This is a genomic window from Idiomarina sp. H2 (assembly GCF_004364275.1).
Taxonomy (GTDB): domain Bacteria; phylum Pseudomonadota; class Gammaproteobacteria; order Enterobacterales; family Alteromonadaceae; genus Idiomarina; species Idiomarina loihiensis.
This window is the reverse complement of the sequence record NZ_SNZY01000004.1, coordinates 24,035-45,433: the sequence shown is the minus strand read 5'-3', so window position 1 is coordinate 45,433 and position 21,399 is coordinate 24,035. Positions and strand designations below refer to the sequence as shown.

Below are 21,399 nucleotides of genomic sequence, written 5' to 3'. Positions count from 1 at the left end.
TCTTAGTTGAGAACACGAACCGCTTCCAAACTAGGCCCATATCATCTGAAATGAAAAAGCAAAAGTTAACTCCATTTCTTGAAAAAATTCATCTTGCGCTGCTCGATATTGCAAACGAGTTCAACCAATACACGGTAGAAACTCATTCGTTAACTTCTCATTGGGCTTATGCACTGGCTAATAATCAGCCGATCTTACACTTTGGTAAGAACAACCTTGAAGATAAATTGATATTACGCTTGAAGAAATCAGGTGTCTTTAAAAGTAGAAATGAATTAAAGACAAACTTATTAAAAGAAGTACCATTTAAACCAAGTAGTGAATTAAATTTTAAATTTATAGATTTATTTTCTGGAATTGGAGGCTTCAGATTAGCCTTACAAGAGTTAAATGGATTTTGTGCTTTATCGAGTGAGTGGGATAAAGCCGCTCAAATGACTTATTTTAATAACTATGGTGAATTACCATTTGGCGATATAAAACAGTTTTCATCAGCCCTAATCAGTGATTCTTTGCTAGAAAGTTATATCCCATCACATGATATTTTGGCTGCAGGTTTTCCTTGCCAACCGTTTAGTCATGCCGGGGTATCGGCAAGAAATGCAATTGGAAATAAACATGGATTCGAGTGTGATACTCAAGGAACTCTTTTTTTTGATATAATGCGGATTGTTTCAGTAAAAAGACCTAAAGTTATTTTTCTGGAGAATGTCAGGAATATTGAGACACATGATGACAAAAAAACATTTTCTATTATAAAAGATAAAATAAATAGCCTAGGCTATACATTTAATTCAAAAGTTATAGATTCTTCGAGTGTTGTTCCTCAGCGTCGCCTAAGATGTTATATGGTATGTTTTCGAAATGATTTAAATGTCAATTACAGTTTTCCTGACTTTCCGAGCTCTTCGATTCCACTAGAGTCTATTCTTCAAAAAAATTCTGATATCACTCTCCGTTACACAATATCAGATCGTTTATGGGAAGGTCATAAGCGACGAACTCTTAGGAATTTAGAAAGAGGAACTGGTTTTACTGCATTTTTAGCTGATTTGCGTAAACCATCAAATACATTAGTTGCGAGGTATGGCAAAGATGGCAAAGAATGCCTGATCCCGCAATCGAACAGTAATCCTAGAATGCTAACCCCCAGAGAATGCGCCAGACTTCAGGGATACCCTGAGAATTTTAAAATTCCAAGTGCAAAAACCGTAGCATATCGACAGTTTGGGAATTCAGTAACCGTTCCTGTAGTTACAAAGATTGCCAAAAGCATACTTAAACATATACATTAATATTCAAACAAAACCGTTTGGTGGACCATGAATTTAGAAACCCCCTTCCGTCCCAGAGCTCGTCTGCTTTTACAGTTAGGAGACCAGCTTATAAAAACGCAAAGCATAGCATTATTAGAATTGGTAAAAAACTCTTATGATGCGCTTGCAAAAAAAGCTTCAATCACTATGAAAAACCTAGATAGTGATGATGAAGGCTTTATCGTAATTGAAGACGATGGTATTGGAATGGACATCGATACAATACGAGACGTATGGATGCACCCCGGCACAGAGCATAAACAAAAGATTTTAGAAGAAAGAACAGAGTCAAACAGCACAAGAATGCCAATCGGAGGCAAAGGAATAGGTCGATTCGGTGCTCATAAACTAGGCTACAAGATAGAACTAATAAGCAAGACTAATAACAAAAAAGAAGTTAAAGTAAATATTAACTGGAAAGATTTCGAAAAAGATGCGTTCTTAGATGATGTAACGATAAAAATCAGTGAGTCTGAAATTCCAGAGGTTTTCAAAGAAAATAAGACTGGAACAAGAATTGTTATTAGTGATTTGAAAGGAAACTGGAGTCGTTCTTCTATTAGAGAGATTTATAGATCTATAAACTCTTTAAACTCTCCTTTTGAAAGCAGAGATTCCTTTAAAACTTTTTTTAGGATTGATAATCAAGAAATTCTCAAGAATCTTACTGAATTCGAAGAAATAAAAGATTCTGCTCTTTATGAAGCTGAGGTAGATATATTTGGTAGTGAAATTGAAAAACTAACCTATAAATTTAAACCTTGGGATTCTATGACAAAGTTATCTAAAAGAGAGATAATCAACAAAGGAATCCCTATGGTTTATAATATAAGAGATCAAAGAACCAGAAAACTTTCTCAAGAAATTATAGATCTATCTAATTTCAATATAGGAAGAATTAAACTTAAGCTTCTTATTTTTGATCGAACGAGCAAAATATTAAGCTTAGGAATGAAAGATAAAAAAGGATTTAAAGAATACTTAGATAAAAATGGAGGTATCAGGGTATACCGAGATGGAATTAGAGTATACGACTATGGCGAGCCGGGAAATGACTGGTTGCAACTTGACCTTATGCGCATCAATCAACCAGGAAAAAAAATTAGTAATAATATTATAATCGGTGCAGTCTATATCGACAGGGTCAATAGTTTTGACTTAGTGGAAAAAACTAATCGTGAAGGATTCATCGAAAATGATGCTTATAAAAGCTTTGAAAAAGCTATTAAGTTTTCATTAGAAAAAATCTTAAGCCAACGAAATATAGATAAAGATATTGTCCGAAAGTTTTATTCACCTACGTCACAAAGTGAACCAGTGATAGGAAAACTGAAAGCGATTTATGATCTTGTATCCGAAAAGGTCTCAGATAAAAATTTAGAAGTTGAGTTAAAGCAAGCTATAAAATCTATACAAAAAGATTATAAACATATAACTGAAATATATACAAAGAGCTCAAGCGCAGGGCTAAGTTTAAGTATAGTAATCCATGAAATAATTCATATGATAGATGAACTTGCTCACGCGGTAGATAGTAAGGAAATTAACTCCAGGGTTAAGTATTTGGTAAAAACACTTCAGAAAACAGCTAATGATTATTCTGGAGTTATTAAACAATCAAAGAAAAGTAAAACAAGAATTGGAGCAATTGTTTTGCAGGCCTTGACTAATGTTGAATTCCGGATTAAGGCGCATAAAATAATAATTGTTGATAATTTTTCTACTAGTAAATTTTACAATTTACAGGTTGAATTGTCTGAGAGTTTAATATTAAGCACTCTGATCAATCTAATAGATAATTCAATGTGGTGGCTGGAGTATGGAAAAGTTACGGAAAAGAAGATATATATTGATATCGTTGAAGGATTAGATAATCGGCTTACAATTTTATTAGCCGATAACGGACCTGGCTTTAGTATTCCTCCAGAAGAAATTGTTAAGCCATTCATATCCGACAAACCAGGTGGGATGGGGCTTGGGCTTCATTTAGCAAGTGAAATATTAAATTCTCACAAAGGGCTTATAGATTTCCCGGAGTTTGGAGACTATGACATCCCTGACGAGTTCAAAAATGGCGCAATAATTGCTTTAACATTTCCAGAGGTTATTAAGTGAGCTTTAAGATTCCTAAAGATGGGTCAGTACTGATCTTAGATGATAAATACGATGAAGCCAAACCGATTATAGATTTAATGGCCAAGCAAGGTGTGCCATGTAGCTATTATAATGGGATGCTTGATAGCCTACCAAACTCCCCCCTAAATCGGGTAAGGCTAGTTTTCTGCGATATTGAATTCGTTCAGGCTTTAAACATCGAGGGTCACGCTTCGAATATAATAAGGCTACTTAATACACTAGTTCCAGAGAATAATGGACCTTATATCTTGATCCTCTGGACAACTTATAATAACGAAGATGCGGAGTTTGTAGAAGGCCAGATAAAAAACTTCATGGCTAGCAAAAAGCCACTTGCGATAATTCAGTTAAGAAAGTTCAACTTTATTGAAAGAGAAGTTTCCCAAACACTTAGCACAAATCAGATTAAAAAATTAAAAGACTCATTAAGCATAATGTTTGATGAATACGATGTAGAAAAAATCACTAACGAAATTGATGATATTAATGAGAATGAAATTGTAGTAAATTTAAAAAAGGATGCCAAAGAAAATCTTAATAAAGAAATATTGGAGAAACTAAGAGATTTTGGAAACAGTTTTCAATTATTTCTTATATGGGAAGAAATAGTTAACAATTCCTTGAATAAAACAGTTAATGATTTTTCCACAATAAATGAATACGATGATTATTGGGATAAAAACTTAGTTGGCATAATACAGCAGTTATCAATATCTCAGCTTGAAAAAAATTTTCAAGCTGCTAATACCCATGAGGTAGTTAATGGGGCGATGTCGACTCTAAATCTAAGTTTATTTGACACGATTGAATTTGAGTATCACAACCGATTGAAAAGTAACAACATAAAAGCCATACCTAGGAAACACGTTGAGTTCGAGAAAGAAATAGATGATTCAAGATTTATACTAAGAAAGACTTTTTCAGATAAACCAAGGTATACTTTTCTCAAAGATGATAAAACTATTCTAAATGGTGTTTACGAAAAAGCCGTAAATAAGCACCTAAAAGGTAATAGTCAAGACGCTAAATTCTTAGAAGTTCTTATATCTTGTATAGACTCCTACAAACCTAAGATAAATTCTAAATTATTACTTGATTACCGGGAAAGTTCGAAACCACAGCCGGGAAGTGTTTATGAGAAAGTCATACATCCTTGGAATAGAAAGAAGACTTTGTTAAAAAGCTATATTAAGGATGAATCATTATATCGAGAGGAAAGTGAAAACCCTAGAAAGTGGAGACTATCCAAAGAGGAATTAGATTCACTTATTTTCATAGAAGCGGAAGTCTCACCTATGTGTGACTACGCACAGAAAAAATGGATTAAGCATAGAATAATACCAGGCCTAATGATTCCATCGAAATTGAAAAATTATTTAAATATTAGAGAATCTAACTCTAAAATTAGGTTCCCCTCGGAAATAACATATCAAGAGAAAGAGTATACAATAATATTGGATTGCGGATTATTAAAGTCTGAAGATATGGAGTACCTGGCGAAGAAAAAGCCGATATTTCGACTGCGTAATGAAACACACTCTTTTATTTTGAGCAATATCGCCAAGAACATTACCAGGATCGGTATAACATTCTTGTCTTAGATCTAATGAATAAATATTTTCTTATTGTGGTAACTCATATAAGGAGCATGCTCTGCACTTATATTTATAAAGGCGCTCTCACTAATTGATGCTCTTTCTGGCTTGTAAAATTCGGGTGAAATTTTTATCCGCCCGCATAAACTAAAAGTTATCAATCCTTTGTCAAAAGCACAATCATAATGAGGTAAAAGCAATAAGCCATTAAACAAATTTAAACGCTCATTATCTGAACTTACAGACCAGGGCTTTATATGAGAAGCTAAAAGCATTCGTTTATCACCGAAGCCTGTCACTGCACATCCTTTCCAGTGGCTTATAAGAACGGCTCTAAATAGCTCTTGCCCGACTCTAGTATAAATAGAGCTCTTAATTTCCGTACTTTTCAGGCTATACTCGTTGCTTTTTGAGTCTATAGTATCCTTTGTATCTTTTAAAAAGGCTCTTAAGTAATTCAGGGCAGAGCTATACATATAATTTCCCTTTAAATTCAGATCTTTAAACTCAATTTGATTTTTTAAAATATTTTCTACAAGAATGAAGTAGTCATAATTATCAATTTCAAATAAATTACTTTCAGTTATTCTCGAATCCTTACAAATATGACTTAGACGGCCATCGATAGCATTCAAGTACTTTTCGATTGTTATTTTGCTTAATCTTTGCTGAAGCATCCAGAAAGAAAACTCTTTTTTATTATTCATGCTCTAAATGACCTTTTTTAATAATGCTCAACCGCTCCTTAGCCCGAGTAATTCCGGTATACAACAGCTCTTTGCTTAGCACAGGGCTGTCGTGATCAGGGAGCACCATAACCGTGTGTTTAAACTCTGAGCCTTGAGACTTATGTACCGTCATGGCGTACACGGTTTCTATATGGGTAAGGCGGCTAGGCAGTACCCAGCGCACGCCTTTATTTTCAGACTTATTTGCCTGGTCGGGAAAGGCGACGCGCAGGTGCCCGTGTTCGGGGTCTTTAAAGGTTAGACCGATGTCGCCGTTGTTCAGCTTCAGTCCGTAGTCGTTTTTGGTGACCATAACGGGACGGCCTTCGTACCAGGTGTTGGCGTTTACGCCGAGTATGTCGCCGACTTTTTGGTTAACGGCTTTTACGCCCCAGGGGCCTTCGCGCAGGGCGGTCAGGATTTGGAAGTTGCTTAGGTTTTGCAGGGCTTCTTGCGCGATATTGTTGATGTTGTTGCCATCGGTTGTTGTGTCGGCGTTGTTCCTGACGTGTAACGTCAGGCTACCCCTGATAAGAGCTTCGAATGCGGGGTCGTCTAAGCTGCTGATTTCGTACAGGCTGACGGGGTAGTCTTCATTGGCGTTTTTGGCTTTTTCGAGTTCCTGTTTTGTTGCGGCGTTGTCTTGCCGATTAATAGCGTTAGCCAGATCGGCAATAGGGCCTGTGAAGCGGTAGCTTTTGCGGAATTTCACGACGTGTTGCAGGCGTTGCTCGCCGTTATCGTGAATTAAGTCGCCTGGGAACGTGGGTGTATCGGCTACTTGTTGTAACCACTGAGCGGTGTCGTTGTGGTAATGGCCTTCATCAGCGCCTTCGCACAAGTTACCCAGCACGGCGCCGGCTTCTACGGAGGCAAGCTGATCTTTATCACCTATCAGCACCAGCCGCGCATTTTTGGGTGTGGCTTTTAACAGCGCGGTCATCATTTCAATGTCTATCATAGAGGCTTCGTCGACTATAACAACGTCGGTGCGCAGTGGGTTGTCGGCGTGGTGTTTAAAGGCGCGCGAATTCGGCTTTACGCCCAGCAGTCGGTGCAGGGTTTTACCTTCGGGCTTTATGGAGTCTAAGGCGTCTTTTAAGGTGGCGAGCTTTGCATCACCCCGTAGCCTATTCAGCTCGCTTTCTATGGACTCGGTCAGTCGCGCGGCGGCCTTACCGGTAGGTGCTGCCAGCGATACGCGCAGCGGCGGCAAGCCCAGGAATAAGGTCTGATGCTGCAACGCAGTTAACAGGCGCACCACGGTGTAGGTTTTACCGGTGCCGGGCCCGCCGGTTATTACGCTAAAGCGGTTACGCACGGTATTGGCGCAGGCCACGCGTTGCCAGTTAATGTCGTCCGTCTTTTCATCCCCAGCTTGAGCAAACAGCTTCGCCAGAGTGCTTTTCAGCAAGTCGTCGTTGATAACTGGCCGGTCGCTCATGCGCGCCCCTAAATCACTCTCTATAAAGGCTTCGTACTGCCAGTAGCGGCGTAAATACAGTTTGCTGCCACTTAACACCAGCGGCTGGTTGCCTTGTCCGTCAGCGTCTACGCAATGGCTTTGGGTTAATGCCGCTTCAACATCGGAACCAAACTGACGGAACAACGCGCCGGGAGTACCGCAGTTTGGTGAATAGCGGTTTTCGGGTGGTAAATTCAGTACGCTTTCGGGATCATTCTGCAGCGCCTTTATATCAATACTGGTATGCCCGCGACCGGCTTCGTGCGAGGCGCACAGGGCAGCCAGTAATACGTCACTGCGCGTTTCTCCGGCTTGCTGCAAAAACTCGACAAAGGCCAGATCTATTGATCGTATCCAGCCGGCATCACGCCACTCACGCAGGGCATCAAATAAGGTGTTCGAGGTTACTTCTGTCATACCGACTCCTTATCTGAAAGGTTCTTACCCGCAAATAGTGCGTCCAGCTGCTCTATTAACTCCCGTGGCGGCCTGTCACAAAATGCCCCGCCGGTTTCCGCCCGGTGCCCGCGTAAAAACAGATACACAGCACCACCTACGTGAGTGTCATAGTCGTAGTCACTGCCTAACCGCGCCTTTAACAGGCGATGCAGTGCCAGGGTGTAAATGACGTATTGCAGGTCATAACGGCTGTGCAGAATTTTTTCGCGCATGGCTTGTTCCGTGTAGGCATGGTCGTCTTCGCCCAGCCAGTTGGACTTATAATCTGCCACGTAATATTTGCCGTTGTGCTCAAACACTAAGTCGATAAAGCCTTTGAGCATGCCGTTCAGCACATTAGGCTCCAGTGCCGGGCGTTCGTGCCCCGGCAGAATGTGTTCGCGAACCAGAGCGTCCAGCCTTTGTGCGTTAACTTCACTGGCACCAAACCAGAATTCCGGCTCGGCTTTGTATTGCTCCAGTGCGCTTAAGCTAACGCGGTCACCGCTGCCATTAATTGAGAATTCGTTGTGCAAATAGGCGTCCAGCCAATGCTCCAGGCTGTTTTGGTGTTCCTGCCAATAAGGACTGACACAAAAGCCCTCTACCAGCTTAGAGCGCTCGGCGGCGTCACTCGCGATTTGCGCAAAGCCGATATTGGCGGACTCTTCCAGCAAGTTATGCAAAAACGTACCCGGCCCCGCGCCTTTGGGTAAATGATGAATACTGTCCGGGCTTGGCTCGGCGGCACTGGCGACTTCCGCTTCGTCATCATCGCGCTCGTCCAACAGGTTCATTTCGTCGGGCGACTGCGGTGCCTGCACACTTTTTGTCACGGCACCTTCGTACTTCAGCGCACTGTAACTGGCTACCCACCAGCGCTCCAGCTTACGGTCTGCGGGCATGCTGCGCGGTGTGAGTTTAGGCGTTGTTTGTTCCTGCTCCAGCGCACGGACTAAAGGTTCGTCGTCTTCCAGTCGCGTTAACTGCGTATGCGGCGCCCGTTGCCAGCGCTCGCTAACTTCGTTGTACAGCTCATCGGTTAACGACTCACCGCCGTTCAGCAAATAAAACAGCGGGTTATTGCGATGCTCTTTCACCGCTTCCAGCGCAATAAAAGTGGCGTATTGCGCACGGGTAACGGCTACATACATTTTGCGTAAGTCTTCCGCGAGGATCTCATTACTCAAACGCTGTTTATTGTCGTCGTCTTTTGACCACAATACTTGTAGCTCACCGTTTTCATCGTGATACACCGCCGGCGGTTTTATCCGGTAGGCTTCCGCCTGGGTGTACGCCACAAAGGGCATAAACACCAGCGGGTACTGCAGGCCTTTTGACTTATGAATGGTGATAATTTTTATCAGTTCGTCGTCGCTTTCCAAGCGCAGCTGCTGCTCGTCACTCTGGGTGCGGCTGTTGCTGCCAAAGCCATGGCGTTCGTTCACCTGCTCGGCAAAATGGTTCACCAACGCCGGAATACCGTCCAGCACCAGGCTTTGCTGTTGCAGCAGCTCGGCAATGTGCAGCACGTCAGACAGTTGGCGTTCGCCGTGAATGCGGTCTTCCAGCAGCTTAGCCGGCACCTGATGGTCGTGCAACAGGCTGTGCAACATGGCGAGTACGCCCTGTCGCTGCCACTGGTCGTGGTAACTTAAAAACTGCTCAACCCGCTCTTCCCACTCGCGTTCGTGACTGTGAATATGTTCCAGCTCGCTCAGCGGCAGGGCAAGCAACTGTGTCGCCAGGGCGCTGCGTATCAGCGACGGGTCGCGCGGTTCGGCGCAGGCACTCACCATCGCCAGCAGGTCTTTGGCTACGCGCTGCGCAAATACCGATTCCCGGTCCGACAAATAAACGCTTTTCAGCCCGCGATCGCTCAACGCCTTTTTAATAGCATTGGCTTCGTTAAAGTTGTTTACCAGCACCGCAATGTCACTGGTTTTTACGCGCTGCTCCAGCTTATCATCACCGTTGTAATATCCTGCCTGCGGGTCATTAAGCAGGGAGGCAATCAAGTTAGCGTGATGGTTCGCGGCAGCTCGGAAAAAGTCATTTTTATTGCGTTTTTCTTCGCCGGATACTGACCACAAGAGCGCCGGTGCAGTTCTTAAATTGCTGGATAACAGGCAATGCTTGAAAGTGCGCTTCAGCCCATTTGCACCCACTGGGTTAAAGGGCAGCTGGTTTTCTGCTTCGGTTTTAAACAGAAACGCACCGCGCGGCAGCTCTTCAGCACGCTCAAACAGAGCATTCACGCCGTCTACCATGGCCTGCGACGAACGGAAGTTTCGGGCCAGATTATAATGCCGGCCTTCGGTATCGCGCCGGGCTTTTAAATAGGTGTAAATATCGGCGTTACGGAAGCTGTAAATGGCCTGCTTCGGGTCACCAATAAGAAAAATGCCGGTGCCTGGGTGCGGCTCCGCCAAATTATAAATACGGTTAAAAATCTCGTATTGAACCGGGTCGGTGTCCTGAAACTCGTCCACCATAGCCACCGGATACTGCTTACGAATAGCGGCAGCTAAGGCTTCACCACTGGGGCCTTTCAACGCGTCACGTAAACGCGTCAGCATGTCGTCGTGGCCCATTTCGGCGCGCTGGTTTTGCAACTCGGCAAAGCGACTGCTGACCCAGAAGGCCGCGTGTTGTTTTACTTTGGCCAGCTCTTCCTGCTGCTGCACCTTGCTGCGCTTAATGCGATCCTGCAGCTCGCCTAACACCGCCCAGCTGGTGGGCATACCGCCGAGCTTGGCATCGGCGAACTTCTGTAACTCATCGGTGCTTATATTCTTCCAGTTAGCCGCGGTGGCTTCGGGCTCAACTAAGTCAGGATTGCCGCACCAGTCCGCAAATTTCTGAAATTGCTTAAGTTTGGTTGCTGCACCCTTAGCTTGCGAGGTTTTATCAACCAGTTGCTGCACAATAGGCGCAATTTCTTGCTTTATCTCAGCCACTCGCTGTTGATGCGCGCTTTCAGCTTCTTTCAGCAGGCTATGCAAGTCACCGTCGACTGGCGCCTGCCCGCTTTTGCTCAAGCTATAAGTGAGCCCTAACAAGGCTTCGGGTGATTTAAAATCTTCCAGCAATCGGGCACTAAGCTCGGCATCCGCCGGGTAAATAAAACGCCGGAAGTAGTCTTCGGCCGCTTGCAAGCGCAGCTCTTCGTTGTCGGTTTCAACGTCCTGACTGAACAAACTGCCGCTGGCAAAAGCGTGTTCTTTCAGCATCGACTGGCACCAACCGTGGATGGTTTTCACCGCCGCTTCGTCCATGGACTGCGAGGCTAAATCTAACAGTCGCGCCAGATGCATCAGATTCTGCCCCTGCGCTGCACAGTCGTCGCGCAGGCTGGCTAAGAAAGGGTCACCTTCTACGGCTTCCGGATCACGGAAGTAAGCTGCGGCTTCGGCTAAGCGTGCGCGAATACGATCACTCAGCTCTTCGGTGGCAGCTTTGGTAAAGGTCATGACCAGAATGTTTTTCGGCACCAGTTCGCGCTCAAACCCGGTTTCTTCCGCACCATTATGCGAGCCATGGCCAATCACCAAACGCACATAAAGCGCAGCAATGGTGTAGGTTTTACCGGTACCCGCACTGGCCTCAATGAGTCGGCTGCTGTTCAACGGAAAGTCGAGCGGGTTCTCTAACGTATGAGAAGGCAAATGACTCATGATTTATCCTCCGGCACGAGAGTTAAGCGCATGGGGTCATAGAGTTCGTCCATAAAACGGCGGAAGTGCTTTGATGCCTGAATGGCTTCGTAACTCTCGGCAACGCGCCCGCAATAATCGCTTTTGGTGACCAGCGCCGGGTCTTGAAACCCTTCTTCTTCGTATTTCTGCCGCGCCGCTTCGTGCGCCAGCGTTTCATCATGCTCGTTCTTGTCCATTGCACTTAGCCAGGCCATGCCCACATCCAGATGCATAGGTTGAGGCTGCCTCGCTGATAAAGCCACCAGCTCCAGTATTTGTTCCAGTTGTTGTACCGCAAGCTCAGCCGGCACTGGTGCCACCTGCAACTGACACCCGCCTTTGGACACAATTAAAAGCCGTGTCGGCTTTTGTAAATTCAATAACAACAGACCAAGGTAATAAGCGCTGGCGTGCTTCCAGCCGCCGCTGTTAATACCTTTACCGTTTTTAGCAGCAATGTTGCTGGCCGAGGTAACCACCCATAGGCGCTCGCCGCTTTCATTGGTATGCAGCCCGGTTAGGGTGTCATCAATAGTCAGCCCACTGTGCTCAAAAAACACCTCAACCGGAAACTCATTCACACCCGAGTAACCGGCAATGCTCTGCTGATAGGTTTCCAGTATCTCCTGCGACTGCTCCAGCAACTGAAACCCATTTTGCTCAGCTATTGCGCCAATACCTAAAGCCCCTTCGCGCTTTATGCGGTTCAGCTCTTTTAGTAGCGAGGCTTCAATACCAGCCCCTGCCAGCAGCGCCCGCTTGCCCGCATCCACCAAACGCGTAGTCAGTGACCAGCTTTGCAGGTTATCCATCACAAAGGCTTCGCTGTCGTCCAGGTCTTCACTATTGCGGCTAAAGTAAGTATCCAGCCGCCAGTTAAAGTACAGGCGGGCGGGCTCTTCAGTAAAACGTTTAATATCATTAATGCTCAGGGTGCGTTCCAGCTCGTCGTCTGCGGCGGTTTCCGAAGCCGCGCGGCTGGTAGAAGCCACCGTGCCCTGATGCGCCTGCGCCCATTCACTGGCATAGGTAAAGTATTCCGGGTCTTCCTGGCTAAAGTAATGGGGGTTAAACGGCTGTAATTTGTGCTCAACGGTCAGGCTGTTAATGTCCACTTCCCAACCCTGTTGCAGGTGATCACGCAATTGCGCCACCAGCACCGACGGTGTGCGCTCGCTGTTGTCTTTGGCGCTGTAGCCTACCCAGCTCAAGTAAAAACAGTCGCGGGCTGAGAGCATGGCCTCCAGGAATAAATAGCGGTCATCGTCACGCCGCGAGCGATCGCCCGGCCGATACCGGTCGGTCATTAAATCAAAATCCACGCGAGGCACCGAACGTGGGTAATCACTTTCATTCATACCCAGCACACACACGTACTTAAACGGAATGGCCCGCATAGGCATTAAGGTGGCAAAATTTACCGCGCCCGCCAAAAAGCGTTGGTTTAGGTTCTGCTGGTCCACGCGCTCTAACCAGGCGTCTTTGAATATGGGCAGGCGCAGTTGTGATTCGTTATCCGCTTCTATGCAAATATCCCGCAGCTGATACAGCTCATCACCCAGCTTAGCTAACAGTAAGCGATCACTGTCTTCTTCGGCCTCGAAAAACTGTTCCAGCAACCACTCGCCCTGAGTGACCCACTCCGGTAAGGTGTGTTCACCCTGCGCGTGCTGCCACCATTGTTCCAGGGTGCGAACCACGTCCGCCAAACAGCCCACCAGCGCGGCGCTTAGCCCGGCCACTTCGGTATAAGGCTCTACATTGGCCCAGGGCGAATCGTTTTCTAAATTAACGTCTGCCAAATCACCCATGGCGTAGCCGGCTATCATGCGTTTTAAGCCAAACCACCAGCTGTTGGTTTCTTCTGCTGCCGGCATATAAAACTGCCCGCGCTGCTCGGCATTAAGTCCCCACCGTGCGCCGGCTTCTTTTACCCAGCGCTTTAACTGCGGCAGGTCATCGTCACTTATGTCAAAACGTTGCTGCACCGCCGGTACCGACAATAAATTGAATAAATCGGTCTGAGTAAAACGCAGTTGGTCAACTTGCAGCAATAGTTCCAGCGCTATCATTAACGGCCGTTGATGTCGCTCACCCTGGTCGGCAATGGTATAAGGAATGGCACGTGGGTCGCGCTCACCAAAGCGGTTGTGATACCGGCCAAATACCGCATCAATGTATGGCGCGTAGGTATTCACATCGGGCAGCATCACCATAACATCACGCGGTTTGAGTTCCGGGTCTTTGGCAAACGCGTCCAGTAGCTGGTCATGCAACACTTCCAGTTCCCGCTGCGGGCTGTGGCAAACATGAAATTGCAGTGACTTATCGGCGGTATTCGGCGTAGGCCAAAGCTCGCGGGTTTCCTGAACCGGGCGCAGATTTAGAATGTCGTCCTGCAACTGGGCGAGTAAATGGTTCGTATTATGTGGCTCAAACAGCTCCAGTTTAATAGTGTTAAACGCTTCCTGTTTGGCCAGGGTTTCGTCGTATAAATCCAGCAGGCGAATGTAGTCACGACCCTGCTTACCCCAGGAGGCCAGCAACGGATGCGCCAGCTGGTGCAGTTCGTCGTCATTGGGGTCGTCGGGCAGTTCCGGTTTGTGTTTTAAGCGCGAAGAGGCTTTGACTGCCTGCCGCAAGGCTTCTTTGCCATCGACAATGTCGGCCCAGTGGTATTGCGACGGGTTATGCACACACAACAGAATTTGCGTGTAGCCTTTTATGGCATCCAGCACCTGCAGCATTTGCTGCGGCAGCGAGGAAATACCAAACACCACCACCCGGGGCGGCAAACCCGCCGGACGCTCAGTCAGCGCCTGCGCCGTATCAATAAAACGCTGATGCAGTTCGGCCCGGTTATTCCAGTAGTCATCTATGCCAATGTCGTTACTAACTGCGCGCCACAATTCCGGCTGCCACAACTGTTCGGCTTCAACTGGTTGTTCCTGCTCCAGCACATCCTGACCACGCACCCAGTTATCCAGCCAGTCGGCACGGTACACCGCGTACTGATCAAACAAGTCAGCCAATCGCCCGCTTAACTGATACAGCTTGCGACCGTCGTTGTCGTCGGAGGTATAGTGTTTAAGCGGTGCAAAGTGTGGGTTGTGCTCGATAAGCTCAGGCAAAAGACGCATTAATCGCCAGGTTAGGCGGTCTTTATCAAAGGGAGAGGTTTTGGGGATGTCGTCACCGAGCACGGCTCTGTATGCCTGCCACTGAAACCTTGCCGGCAGGGTGACATCTATCATGGCAGCAATGCCACTGGCCTGGGCTAAATTAATTTTCAGCCACTGGGCAATACCGTTACTTTGCACCAGTACGGTTTCCTGCTCCAGCGGCGCCAGCGGGTAGTTTTGGGTGAATGTAACCGCCACATCGGTTAGGTCTTCCAGCCGATGTCCATGCGCGACAATAAAGCCGGGGGTCAATTCACTCACTCGCTGCTCTCCCTAAATGTGGTTTCATACAAAGCCATGGTATCGTATCTTTTAAACGAAACCAGCATTAAACAATTCTGTTGCAATAAGGCAAGTTCATGGAAATCTTTATCGCTGTATTTTTCTTCGCTTTCTCAACCACCATAACACCGGGCCCTAATAACATTATGATCATGTCGTCGGGGGTGAACTACGGTATTAAAGCCAGCCTGCCGCACTTTCTGGGCATCTGTTTTGGCTTTCCGGCTATGGTGTTAGTGGTTGGTATGGGTTTCGGTTCCATATTGGAACAGTTTCCACTACTGCACCAACTGATAAAGATTGCCGGCACGCTTTATTTGCTCTGGCTGGCCTGGGTTATTGGCTCACAAACACCGAAAACCATTGAAAAAGGCGACCGCAAACCCCTGACTTTCTGGCAAGCGGTGTTGTTTCAATGGGTTAACGGTAAAGCCTGGGTTATGGCAACGGGTGCGGTTGCGGCATTTACTACCGTAGCTGGAACGCTTTGGTCCGAAGTAATAGAGATAACAGCGGCCTTTTTGGCTGTAGCCTTCCCTTGTGTAGGAATTTGGCTCATTGCAGGCGCCGGATTGCGTCAATTGCTAACCAACCACACCGCACAAAGAATTTTTAATATTTCCATGGCCTTACTACTGGTCTTTTCTGTGCTTCCTGTCGTAGAGGATATATTACAATTTTATTTTGCTTAAATCTTTGTTTGATTAACATAAAAATAACAATGTAAGCTAAACTCGTTAACGGTTAATCGAAAGATTATGAAAAGAACAGGGGTGAGCCATGGATCCAAAAACTGCGCAAATATCTTTTGATCAGCTTATCTCTGAACTGTCGACCCGCCTTATTAACAGCGAGCCGGCTGAAACTTACGAATGTATAGAGGAGGTAATTGCTGCTATCGGCAATTACACTGACACTGATCGTTGTTACGTATTTGAGTTCGACGACAATATCCAAAATATGACCAATACCCATGAGTGGGTGAGAGACGGTTATCAAGCACATATCACCGATCTTCAATCGGTTGCGTTAGAAGAACTTCCCTGGTTTTTTGAGCAGATAAAAACCCATCATAAATGCATTGTAGATAATATTGATTTATTACCTCCAGAGGCTACAGCCGAAAGAGCCGAGTTTGAGCGCGAGCAAATTAAATCAGTTATTTGCGTTGGGCTGGTCGCAAACCAGCACCTGCTGGGTTTTGTCGGTTGCGACATGGTGCGACAAGAACGGCAGTGGACACCGGAAGAAATTCGTCGTCTACGGCTGGTTGCCGATATGGTAGCGAATACGCTGGAGCGCCAGCGCACCTATTCCGAGCTCATCCATACACAACGAGCATTGGAAAAGGCCAACCGCCTGCTACAAGCACAAGTAGCACAGGACGGCTTAACCGGCATAGCTAACCGCCGCGCTTTCGATGAGCGTATTACTAACGAAATACAGCGAGCCTCGCGTCATAAAACACCATTAGCTTTGCTTATTATTGATATTGACCAGTTCAAACCATATAACGACCACTATGGGCATTTGCAGGGTGACCAGGCTCTGAAGTCTGTTGCTGACGCCATGTTTGATCAGTTACAGCGGAATACCGATTTTCTGGCTCGTTATGGTGGCGAGGAGTTCGTTGCGGTTATTTCGGCTACCGATGAAGAAAAAACGAAAGAAAGTATGAACCAGCTGTTAGAAGCTGTACGGAAGTTGAAGATAAAACATAAGCCCTCGGAAGTTGAAGATTATCTAACCATAAGCATTGGGGGCTACATTCTTAAGCCCGGGGCCGATGAAAGCACCGAGGACTTAATTGCCTGCATGATATCTAAAGCAGACTCAGCGCTGTATCGCGCTAAGTCTGATGGTCGCAACCGGGGTTACTTAGACGCTTAGTTCCAGCCGGACAGCTGTTTCTGAAGCTCTTTATCGTCAACCTTTTTCAGGTTGGCAATAACCTGCTGAGACTGCTCGTCATTGCCTTTCAGGGCAAGCAGTTGAGCTAACCGAAAGTTTGCCCAGTGGGCTTTTGGCGCGCTGTCCGGTAATTCAGCGTCCAAATATTGTTGCAGTGCCTCAATACCTTTATCCAGGTGTTCTTCCGCCAAAACAGAGGTTTTGCCGAATTGGTATAAAGCCATTACAGGAGCTTCACCTTTTCGCGATTCACCCTCAGCCGCTTGTTCAAAAAAAGAGAACGCTTTTTCATAGTTCCCGTCTTTTTGTTCCTGAAAGCCAAGATAAACCAGAACGTCGGCGTTATTCGGATGCTCAGCTAAAATTTCATTCACTAGCGTCCGCGCCTGCTCGCCTTTTTCATGATGTTGCAGGTACTTAACTCGGGCAAATGCCCCTTCCACCGCATCGATTTCTCTCATCGCCTCAATTTGCGCTAATGCTTTTTCGTCATCACCACCGGCTATTGAAGGTGCCATCATATAAAACTGCAGTAACGTCGTGCGATATTCCAGCGAACCAGGCTCAAGCTCTACGGCTTTTTCGAAAGAGTCGACAGACTTTCCGGCATAACTGAGCGCACTGAAAAAAGAGTCCTGCGTCTGCTGGGCCATAACAACACCTCGTATATGCCAGGCTTCAGCATTCTCGGGCTCATTTTTAACCCAGTCTTCCACGGTATCTTCAGCGTCATCCAACCGCTGTTCGGACAGATGATTTTGAATAATTTGCTTAGTTGACTCCCCGGCGTAAGCACCGGGGAGGAAAAAGGCCGTGGTTAGTAGCAATACAAGCCATTTCACGATAACTCTCCTTGGTTAGGCTTTTTTCTGCTCTTCAACCCACTGGTCAACTCGACGCTCCAGAATATGCAGCGGCAATGCGCCACCACCCAGAATGGTGTCGTGGAAACCGCGGATATCAAACTTGTCGCCCAAGGCTTCTTTGGCTTCTTCACGCAGTTCCAGAATGCGGATCATGCCGATTTTATAAGCCGTTGCCTGACCCGGCATCACCAGATAGCGACGAACCTCTGAGCGTACCGCGCCTTCGGCAATAGGGGTGTGCTCCTGAAAGTACTTAACTGCTTCCTCTTCAGTCCAGCCTTTGGCGTGCATGCCGGTATCCACGACCAAACGCACTGCTCGCCAGATTTCCGTGGTTAAACGACCAAAATCAGAGTAAGGGTCTTCATAGGCGCCCATTTCCTTGGCTAGCTGCTCCGCATATAACCCCCAGCCTTCGCTGTAAACCGTGAAGCCAGCCTGAGTACGAAACTCCGGTACGGACTCCAGTTCCTGAGCGATAGAAATTTGCATGTGGTGGCCAGGGTTGCCTTCATGATAAGCAATGGCTTCCATTTCATTTTTCGGCATCGAGCTCATATCGGATAAATGCGCGTAATAGATGCCCGGACGCTCACCGTCTGGCGAGCCCGGATAGTAATGTTGGGCAGCACCATCTTGCTCACGGAAAGGTTCAACACGCTTCACCACCAAATCCGCTTTTGGCAAAATACCAAAGTATTCCGGCAGCTTTTCGTTGATGTAAGCCAGATACTCACGCGAGTCTTCCAGATACATCTCCGCACCTTCATCATTGTTCGGGTAGAAGAAACGCTCATCGGTACGGATATAATCAAAGAAGTCCTGCAAATCGCCATCAAATTCAACTTTCTCTTTAATGGCAATCATCTCGTTGGTCAGGCGTTCGACTTCATCAAGGCCTATCTGATGAATTTCATCGGCCGTTAAGTCTGTGGTGGTATAATTTTCCAGCAGGGCATTGTAGTAGGCGTCGCCGTTTTCCAGACGATGCACACCCGTTGCTACTTCATCGGTATTCTCAATGTCGTTTTCCAGAAAGCTAATTAATGCTTCATAACTTGGACGGAAACGTTCCAACAGGACTTTACGGACTTCTTTTTCGTACTTGTCAGCTTGTTCGGCGGAGATCTCGTCATTTTCCTGAAGCGAACTCAGCTTGCTTTTGGCATCTTCAAGCAGGCTTGAATCACCTTCTTCATCAAAAGGCGCACCAGAGGTCAGCCCTTTGGCTTCTTTGATAATTTGCTCGTAGGCAAAACGCGGTGCGCGAACACCGTTCTCGACTTGCTGCTTAGCGCGCTGCAATAACTGTTCAATAGCCGTTGCGCCGCCCTCCAGACGCGAAATATAGGCGTCCATATCCTCCGCGCTGTCCACCCGGTGGAAGTTGATTATAAACTGCGGCAAGAAGGTATGCGCACCGCGCATCTGGTCAAAAACATAATCCATGCCACGGAATTCAGCGTTACGCTTAGCTTGTTCATATTGGTAAACCCAAACGTCGTAAGACGTTTGTGCTTCAAGGCTCAGCTTGTCATAATCGAAATTCGCCTTAAGCTCTTCAACGGTTCCCTCCAGCCAGTCGAGCTGCTTTTTCTCAGCGGCGACGGTCATGTCGTCAATGTCACCGTAGCGATCTTTGCGCCCCAGGAAGGTCATTTGAATAGGGCTTTGCTGAAGTTGTTCTTCGTACTTTTCCTCAAACCACTGATTCAGACGTTCGGTTTCAGATTGCGAGCTTTGCTCAGTCTGTTTAGGTTGCTCAGCAGCCGTTTGAGAATTTTGGCCAGAATTGTTCTCTTGCGGTTGCCCACAAGCCGTTAATAAGCCCAAAACAGCCAGGGCGACAATGGAATAACGCATAGCAGTGTCCTTTATTCTTCTTTTGATACAGGAAGAAAAACTATAGCGTGCTTGTTACACTAATGGAAATGCTTAAATTATAACCGAAGAGTTTATGGCGAAACCGAACAAGAAAGGGCCGGTACGCACCGTGCAGATTTCTTGTCTGCAGTGCAAAACGCCCATATTTAAATATCGCAAAGGTGGCAAAGGCGCTTTGGTAAAATGCTTTATTGAGCGGATTGTTGAAGACCACACGACCACACCATGTCACTGCCCGGGATGTGGGCAGGAGTTTGCGCGCGAAACCATGATACGCGGCACCCCTGCTTACAAAATTATTGGCGGTAAAGTCCATTCAAAATAGGTGCAGCATGTCAGTCTCAATTAGTGAAAAAACCAAACAGGCTTACCAACACGCCGCTGAACAAGCCAGCGCGTCGCTTTTTCGGCAACCGCAGAACTCAATGGCCGATGAACTGAGGCTGCTTGCGGAGCAACTGCAACTAAATGAGAAAAGAGACGTTTATGGCAGCGGCTCGCTTATTAATAATTTTGAAGAAGAAGTTGCGGAATTACTAGGCAAACCCGCAGCGTTGTTTTTGCCAACCGGTACTCTGGCACAGCCTTTGGCTTTGCGCGTGCATGCCGATGAGCGCCAGCGCAACGGCGTGGCATTGCACCCAACCTCGCATTTAATGCTGCACGAACACATGGGGTTTGAAGCTTTATGGAAGCTCAACGGCACTACCACGGGTTTTGCCGATAAACCCATAACGCTTAACGACCTCAAGTCGGTGCAAACGGATGATTTAGCGAGCGTACTACTGGAGTTGCCCATGCGCGAAATTGGCGGGCAACTGCCGAATTGGGATGACTTAGTCATGCAGTCAGAGTGGGCGCGACAACACAATATTGCTATGCATCTGGACGGTGCGCGCTTATGGCAAGTGCCAGCAGCGTATGGTTGCTCACTGCCTGAAGTCTGTGAGTTATTTGACTCGGTTTATGTCAGTTTTTATAAAGACTTAGGCGGTATTTCAGGAGCGATACTTGCGGGCTCAGAGGGCTTTATTGAGCAAGCGAAAATCTGGGCTCGCCGCGCTGGGGGTAATATTATTACGCAATATCCGCAAGTACTGTCTGCCCGCCACGGCCTGAAGGAAAACCTGCAAATTATGCCGGAAGCCGTAAATTACGCCCGCGCACTAGGAGAGGCGCTGAGCACGCTAGATGGCGTACGAGTTAATCCAGAAACACCGCAAGTAGCCATGTTTCATCTTCATTTTGCTTTAAAAGCCAATGAACTCAGTGAAAAAATAACGGATTATGCCAGCAATACCGGGGTCGTATTATTACCACTGCCAAGAGCTGAAATAAACGACGAAGCTATTTGCGAAGTTTCAATTGGCAGAAACGCCATGTCGCAGCCACAAAGCTTTTGGCTACAACACTTTAAGGCGTTTTTGGAAACACTCTAAGTTATTAATGCTGCTTTTTTCGGTCGCCCTTATGGTGTTTGCGGTGCTCGCCCAACACATGGTTCAGCGTGTCTAAGTAGCTTTTACCAAAGCCTTTAACGCGCTGTTTATTCATTTGTTCAGAACCCAGATGAACTTCTTCCAGCGAATTCGCTGCAATATCCAGTTCTTTGCTTAAACGCGCCAGCGCCACTTCCAGTGTGTAGGTCAGTTCATGAACTTTAGCCATGTCCTGTGCAGTTAAATCGCCATTCACGATTTCCTGCAGTTTCGCGTTATACTCGTTCAGGTTCATAATAGCCTGTTCCAGATTCTCGGCTGGCTCAGATTTAAAATGTTGGTATTGCTGATCATCGTCGTCGGCCATTGCCGCTACGTTAAAAAGCAGTGCCGCGCCTGCAGCCATCATGGACAAAAGTTTCATAAAAACCTCATTTATTGTTAATAGTTATCATTATT

Annotated in this window: 14 protein-coding genes; 7 read left to right on the top strand and 7 right to left on the bottom strand. The window is 46.4% G+C overall.

Annotated elements, in window-relative coordinates:
• The first annotated feature begins 50 nt into the window (after positions 1–50).
• Genes dcm through DET62_RS06205 form a run of 3 tightly spaced genes read left to right on the top strand, consistent with a single transcriptional unit; the run spans position 51 to position 5,053 of the window.
• Positions 51–1,295, top strand: a complete 1,245-nt coding sequence (dcm, locus tag DET62_RS06215) for a DNA (cytosine-5-)-methyltransferase (RefSeq protein WP_110013515.1) — start codon at positions 51–53, stop codon at positions 1,293–1,295.
• Between the two features lie 27 nt (positions 1,296–1,322).
• A complete protein-coding gene (locus DET62_RS06210; RefSeq protein ID WP_110013516.1) occupies positions 1,323–3,431 on the top strand; it encodes an ATP-binding protein in 2,109 nt (702 codons plus the stop codon).
• Entirely contained in the window at positions 3,428–5,053 is a 1,626-nt protein-coding gene (locus DET62_RS06205; protein ID WP_110013517.1) for a hypothetical protein, read from the top strand. The genes DET62_RS06210 and DET62_RS06205 overlap by 4 nt, the downstream gene beginning before the upstream one ends.
• A 2-nt stretch (positions 5,054–5,055) precedes the next feature.
• Here DET62_RS06205 and DET62_RS06200 read toward each other — a convergent pair whose 3' ends face one another.
• From DET62_RS06200 to recC, 4 genes are read right to left on the bottom strand one after another with little or no spacing between them, the layout of a single operon-like run.
• A complete protein-coding gene (locus DET62_RS06200; protein ID WP_110013518.1) occupies positions 5,056–5,754 on the bottom strand; it encodes an HNH endonuclease signature motif containing protein in 699 nt (232 codons plus the stop codon).
• On the bottom strand, positions 5,747–7,657 hold the full coding sequence (gene recD, locus DET62_RS06195) for an exodeoxyribonuclease V subunit alpha (protein ID WP_110013519.1): 1,911 nt from the start codon (positions 7,655–7,657) through the stop codon (positions 5,747–5,749). The genes DET62_RS06200 and recD overlap by 8 nt, the downstream gene beginning before the upstream one ends.
• Complete coding sequence (recB, locus tag DET62_RS06190) at positions 7,654–11,355, bottom strand: exodeoxyribonuclease V subunit beta (protein WP_110013520.1); 3,702 nt, start codon at positions 11,353–11,355, stop codon at positions 7,654–7,656. The genes recD and recB overlap by 4 nt, the downstream gene beginning before the upstream one ends.
• A complete protein-coding gene (recC, locus tag DET62_RS06185; protein WP_110013521.1) occupies positions 11,352–14,819 on the bottom strand; it encodes an exodeoxyribonuclease V subunit gamma in 3,468 nt (1,155 codons plus the stop codon). The genes recB and recC overlap by 4 nt, the downstream gene beginning before the upstream one ends.
• A 98-nt stretch (positions 14,820–14,917) precedes the next feature.
• Between recC and DET62_RS06180 the strand changes: the two genes are divergently transcribed.
• Together DET62_RS06180 and DET62_RS06175 are read left to right on the top strand one after the other, a co-directional pair.
• Complete coding sequence (locus tag DET62_RS06180; protein WP_110013522.1) at positions 14,918–15,532, top strand: LysE family translocator; 615 nt, start codon at positions 14,918–14,920, stop codon at positions 15,530–15,532.
• 88 nt (positions 15,533–15,620) lie between these two features.
• On the top strand, positions 15,621–16,730 hold the full coding sequence (locus DET62_RS06175) for a sensor domain-containing diguanylate cyclase (RefSeq protein WP_110013523.1): 1,110 nt from the start codon (positions 15,621–15,623) through the stop codon (positions 16,728–16,730).
• Here DET62_RS06175 and DET62_RS06170 read toward each other — a convergent pair.
• Both DET62_RS06170 and DET62_RS06165 read right to left on the bottom strand, forming a co-directional pair.
• Positions 16,727–17,593, bottom strand: a complete 867-nt coding sequence (locus tag DET62_RS06170) for a hypothetical protein (RefSeq protein WP_110013524.1) — start codon at positions 17,591–17,593, stop codon at positions 16,727–16,729. The genes DET62_RS06175 and DET62_RS06170 overlap by 4 nt on opposite strands.
• 15 nt (positions 17,594–17,608) lie before the next feature.
• Positions 17,609–19,480 carry a DUF885 domain-containing protein gene (locus tag DET62_RS06165; protein ID WP_110013525.1) on the bottom strand — a complete coding sequence of 624 codons (1,872 nt, stop codon included), beginning with the start codon at positions 19,478–19,480 and terminating at the stop codon, positions 17,609–17,611.
• A gap of 94 nt (positions 19,481–19,574) precedes the next feature.
• Here DET62_RS06165 and DET62_RS06160 point away from each other — a divergent pair, with 94 nt between their 5' ends.
• Positions 19,575–19,826: a hypothetical protein gene (locus DET62_RS06160; protein WP_011235762.1), complete on the top strand. Its 252-nt coding sequence runs from the start codon at positions 19,575–19,577 to the stop codon at positions 19,824–19,826.
• Between the two features lie 7 nt (positions 19,827–19,833).
• Complete coding sequence (locus tag DET62_RS06155; protein ID WP_110013526.1) at positions 19,834–20,940, top strand: beta-eliminating lyase-related protein; 1,107 nt, start codon at positions 19,834–19,836, stop codon at positions 20,938–20,940.
• 4 nt (positions 20,941–20,944) lie between these two features.
• Here DET62_RS06155 and DET62_RS06150 read toward each other — a convergent pair whose 3' ends face one another.
• Positions 20,945–21,364, bottom strand: coding sequence for a DUF6746 family protein (locus DET62_RS06150; protein WP_110013527.1), 420 nt, complete (start codon positions 21,362–21,364; stop codon positions 20,945–20,947).
• Positions 21,365–21,399: the final 35 nt, after the last annotated feature.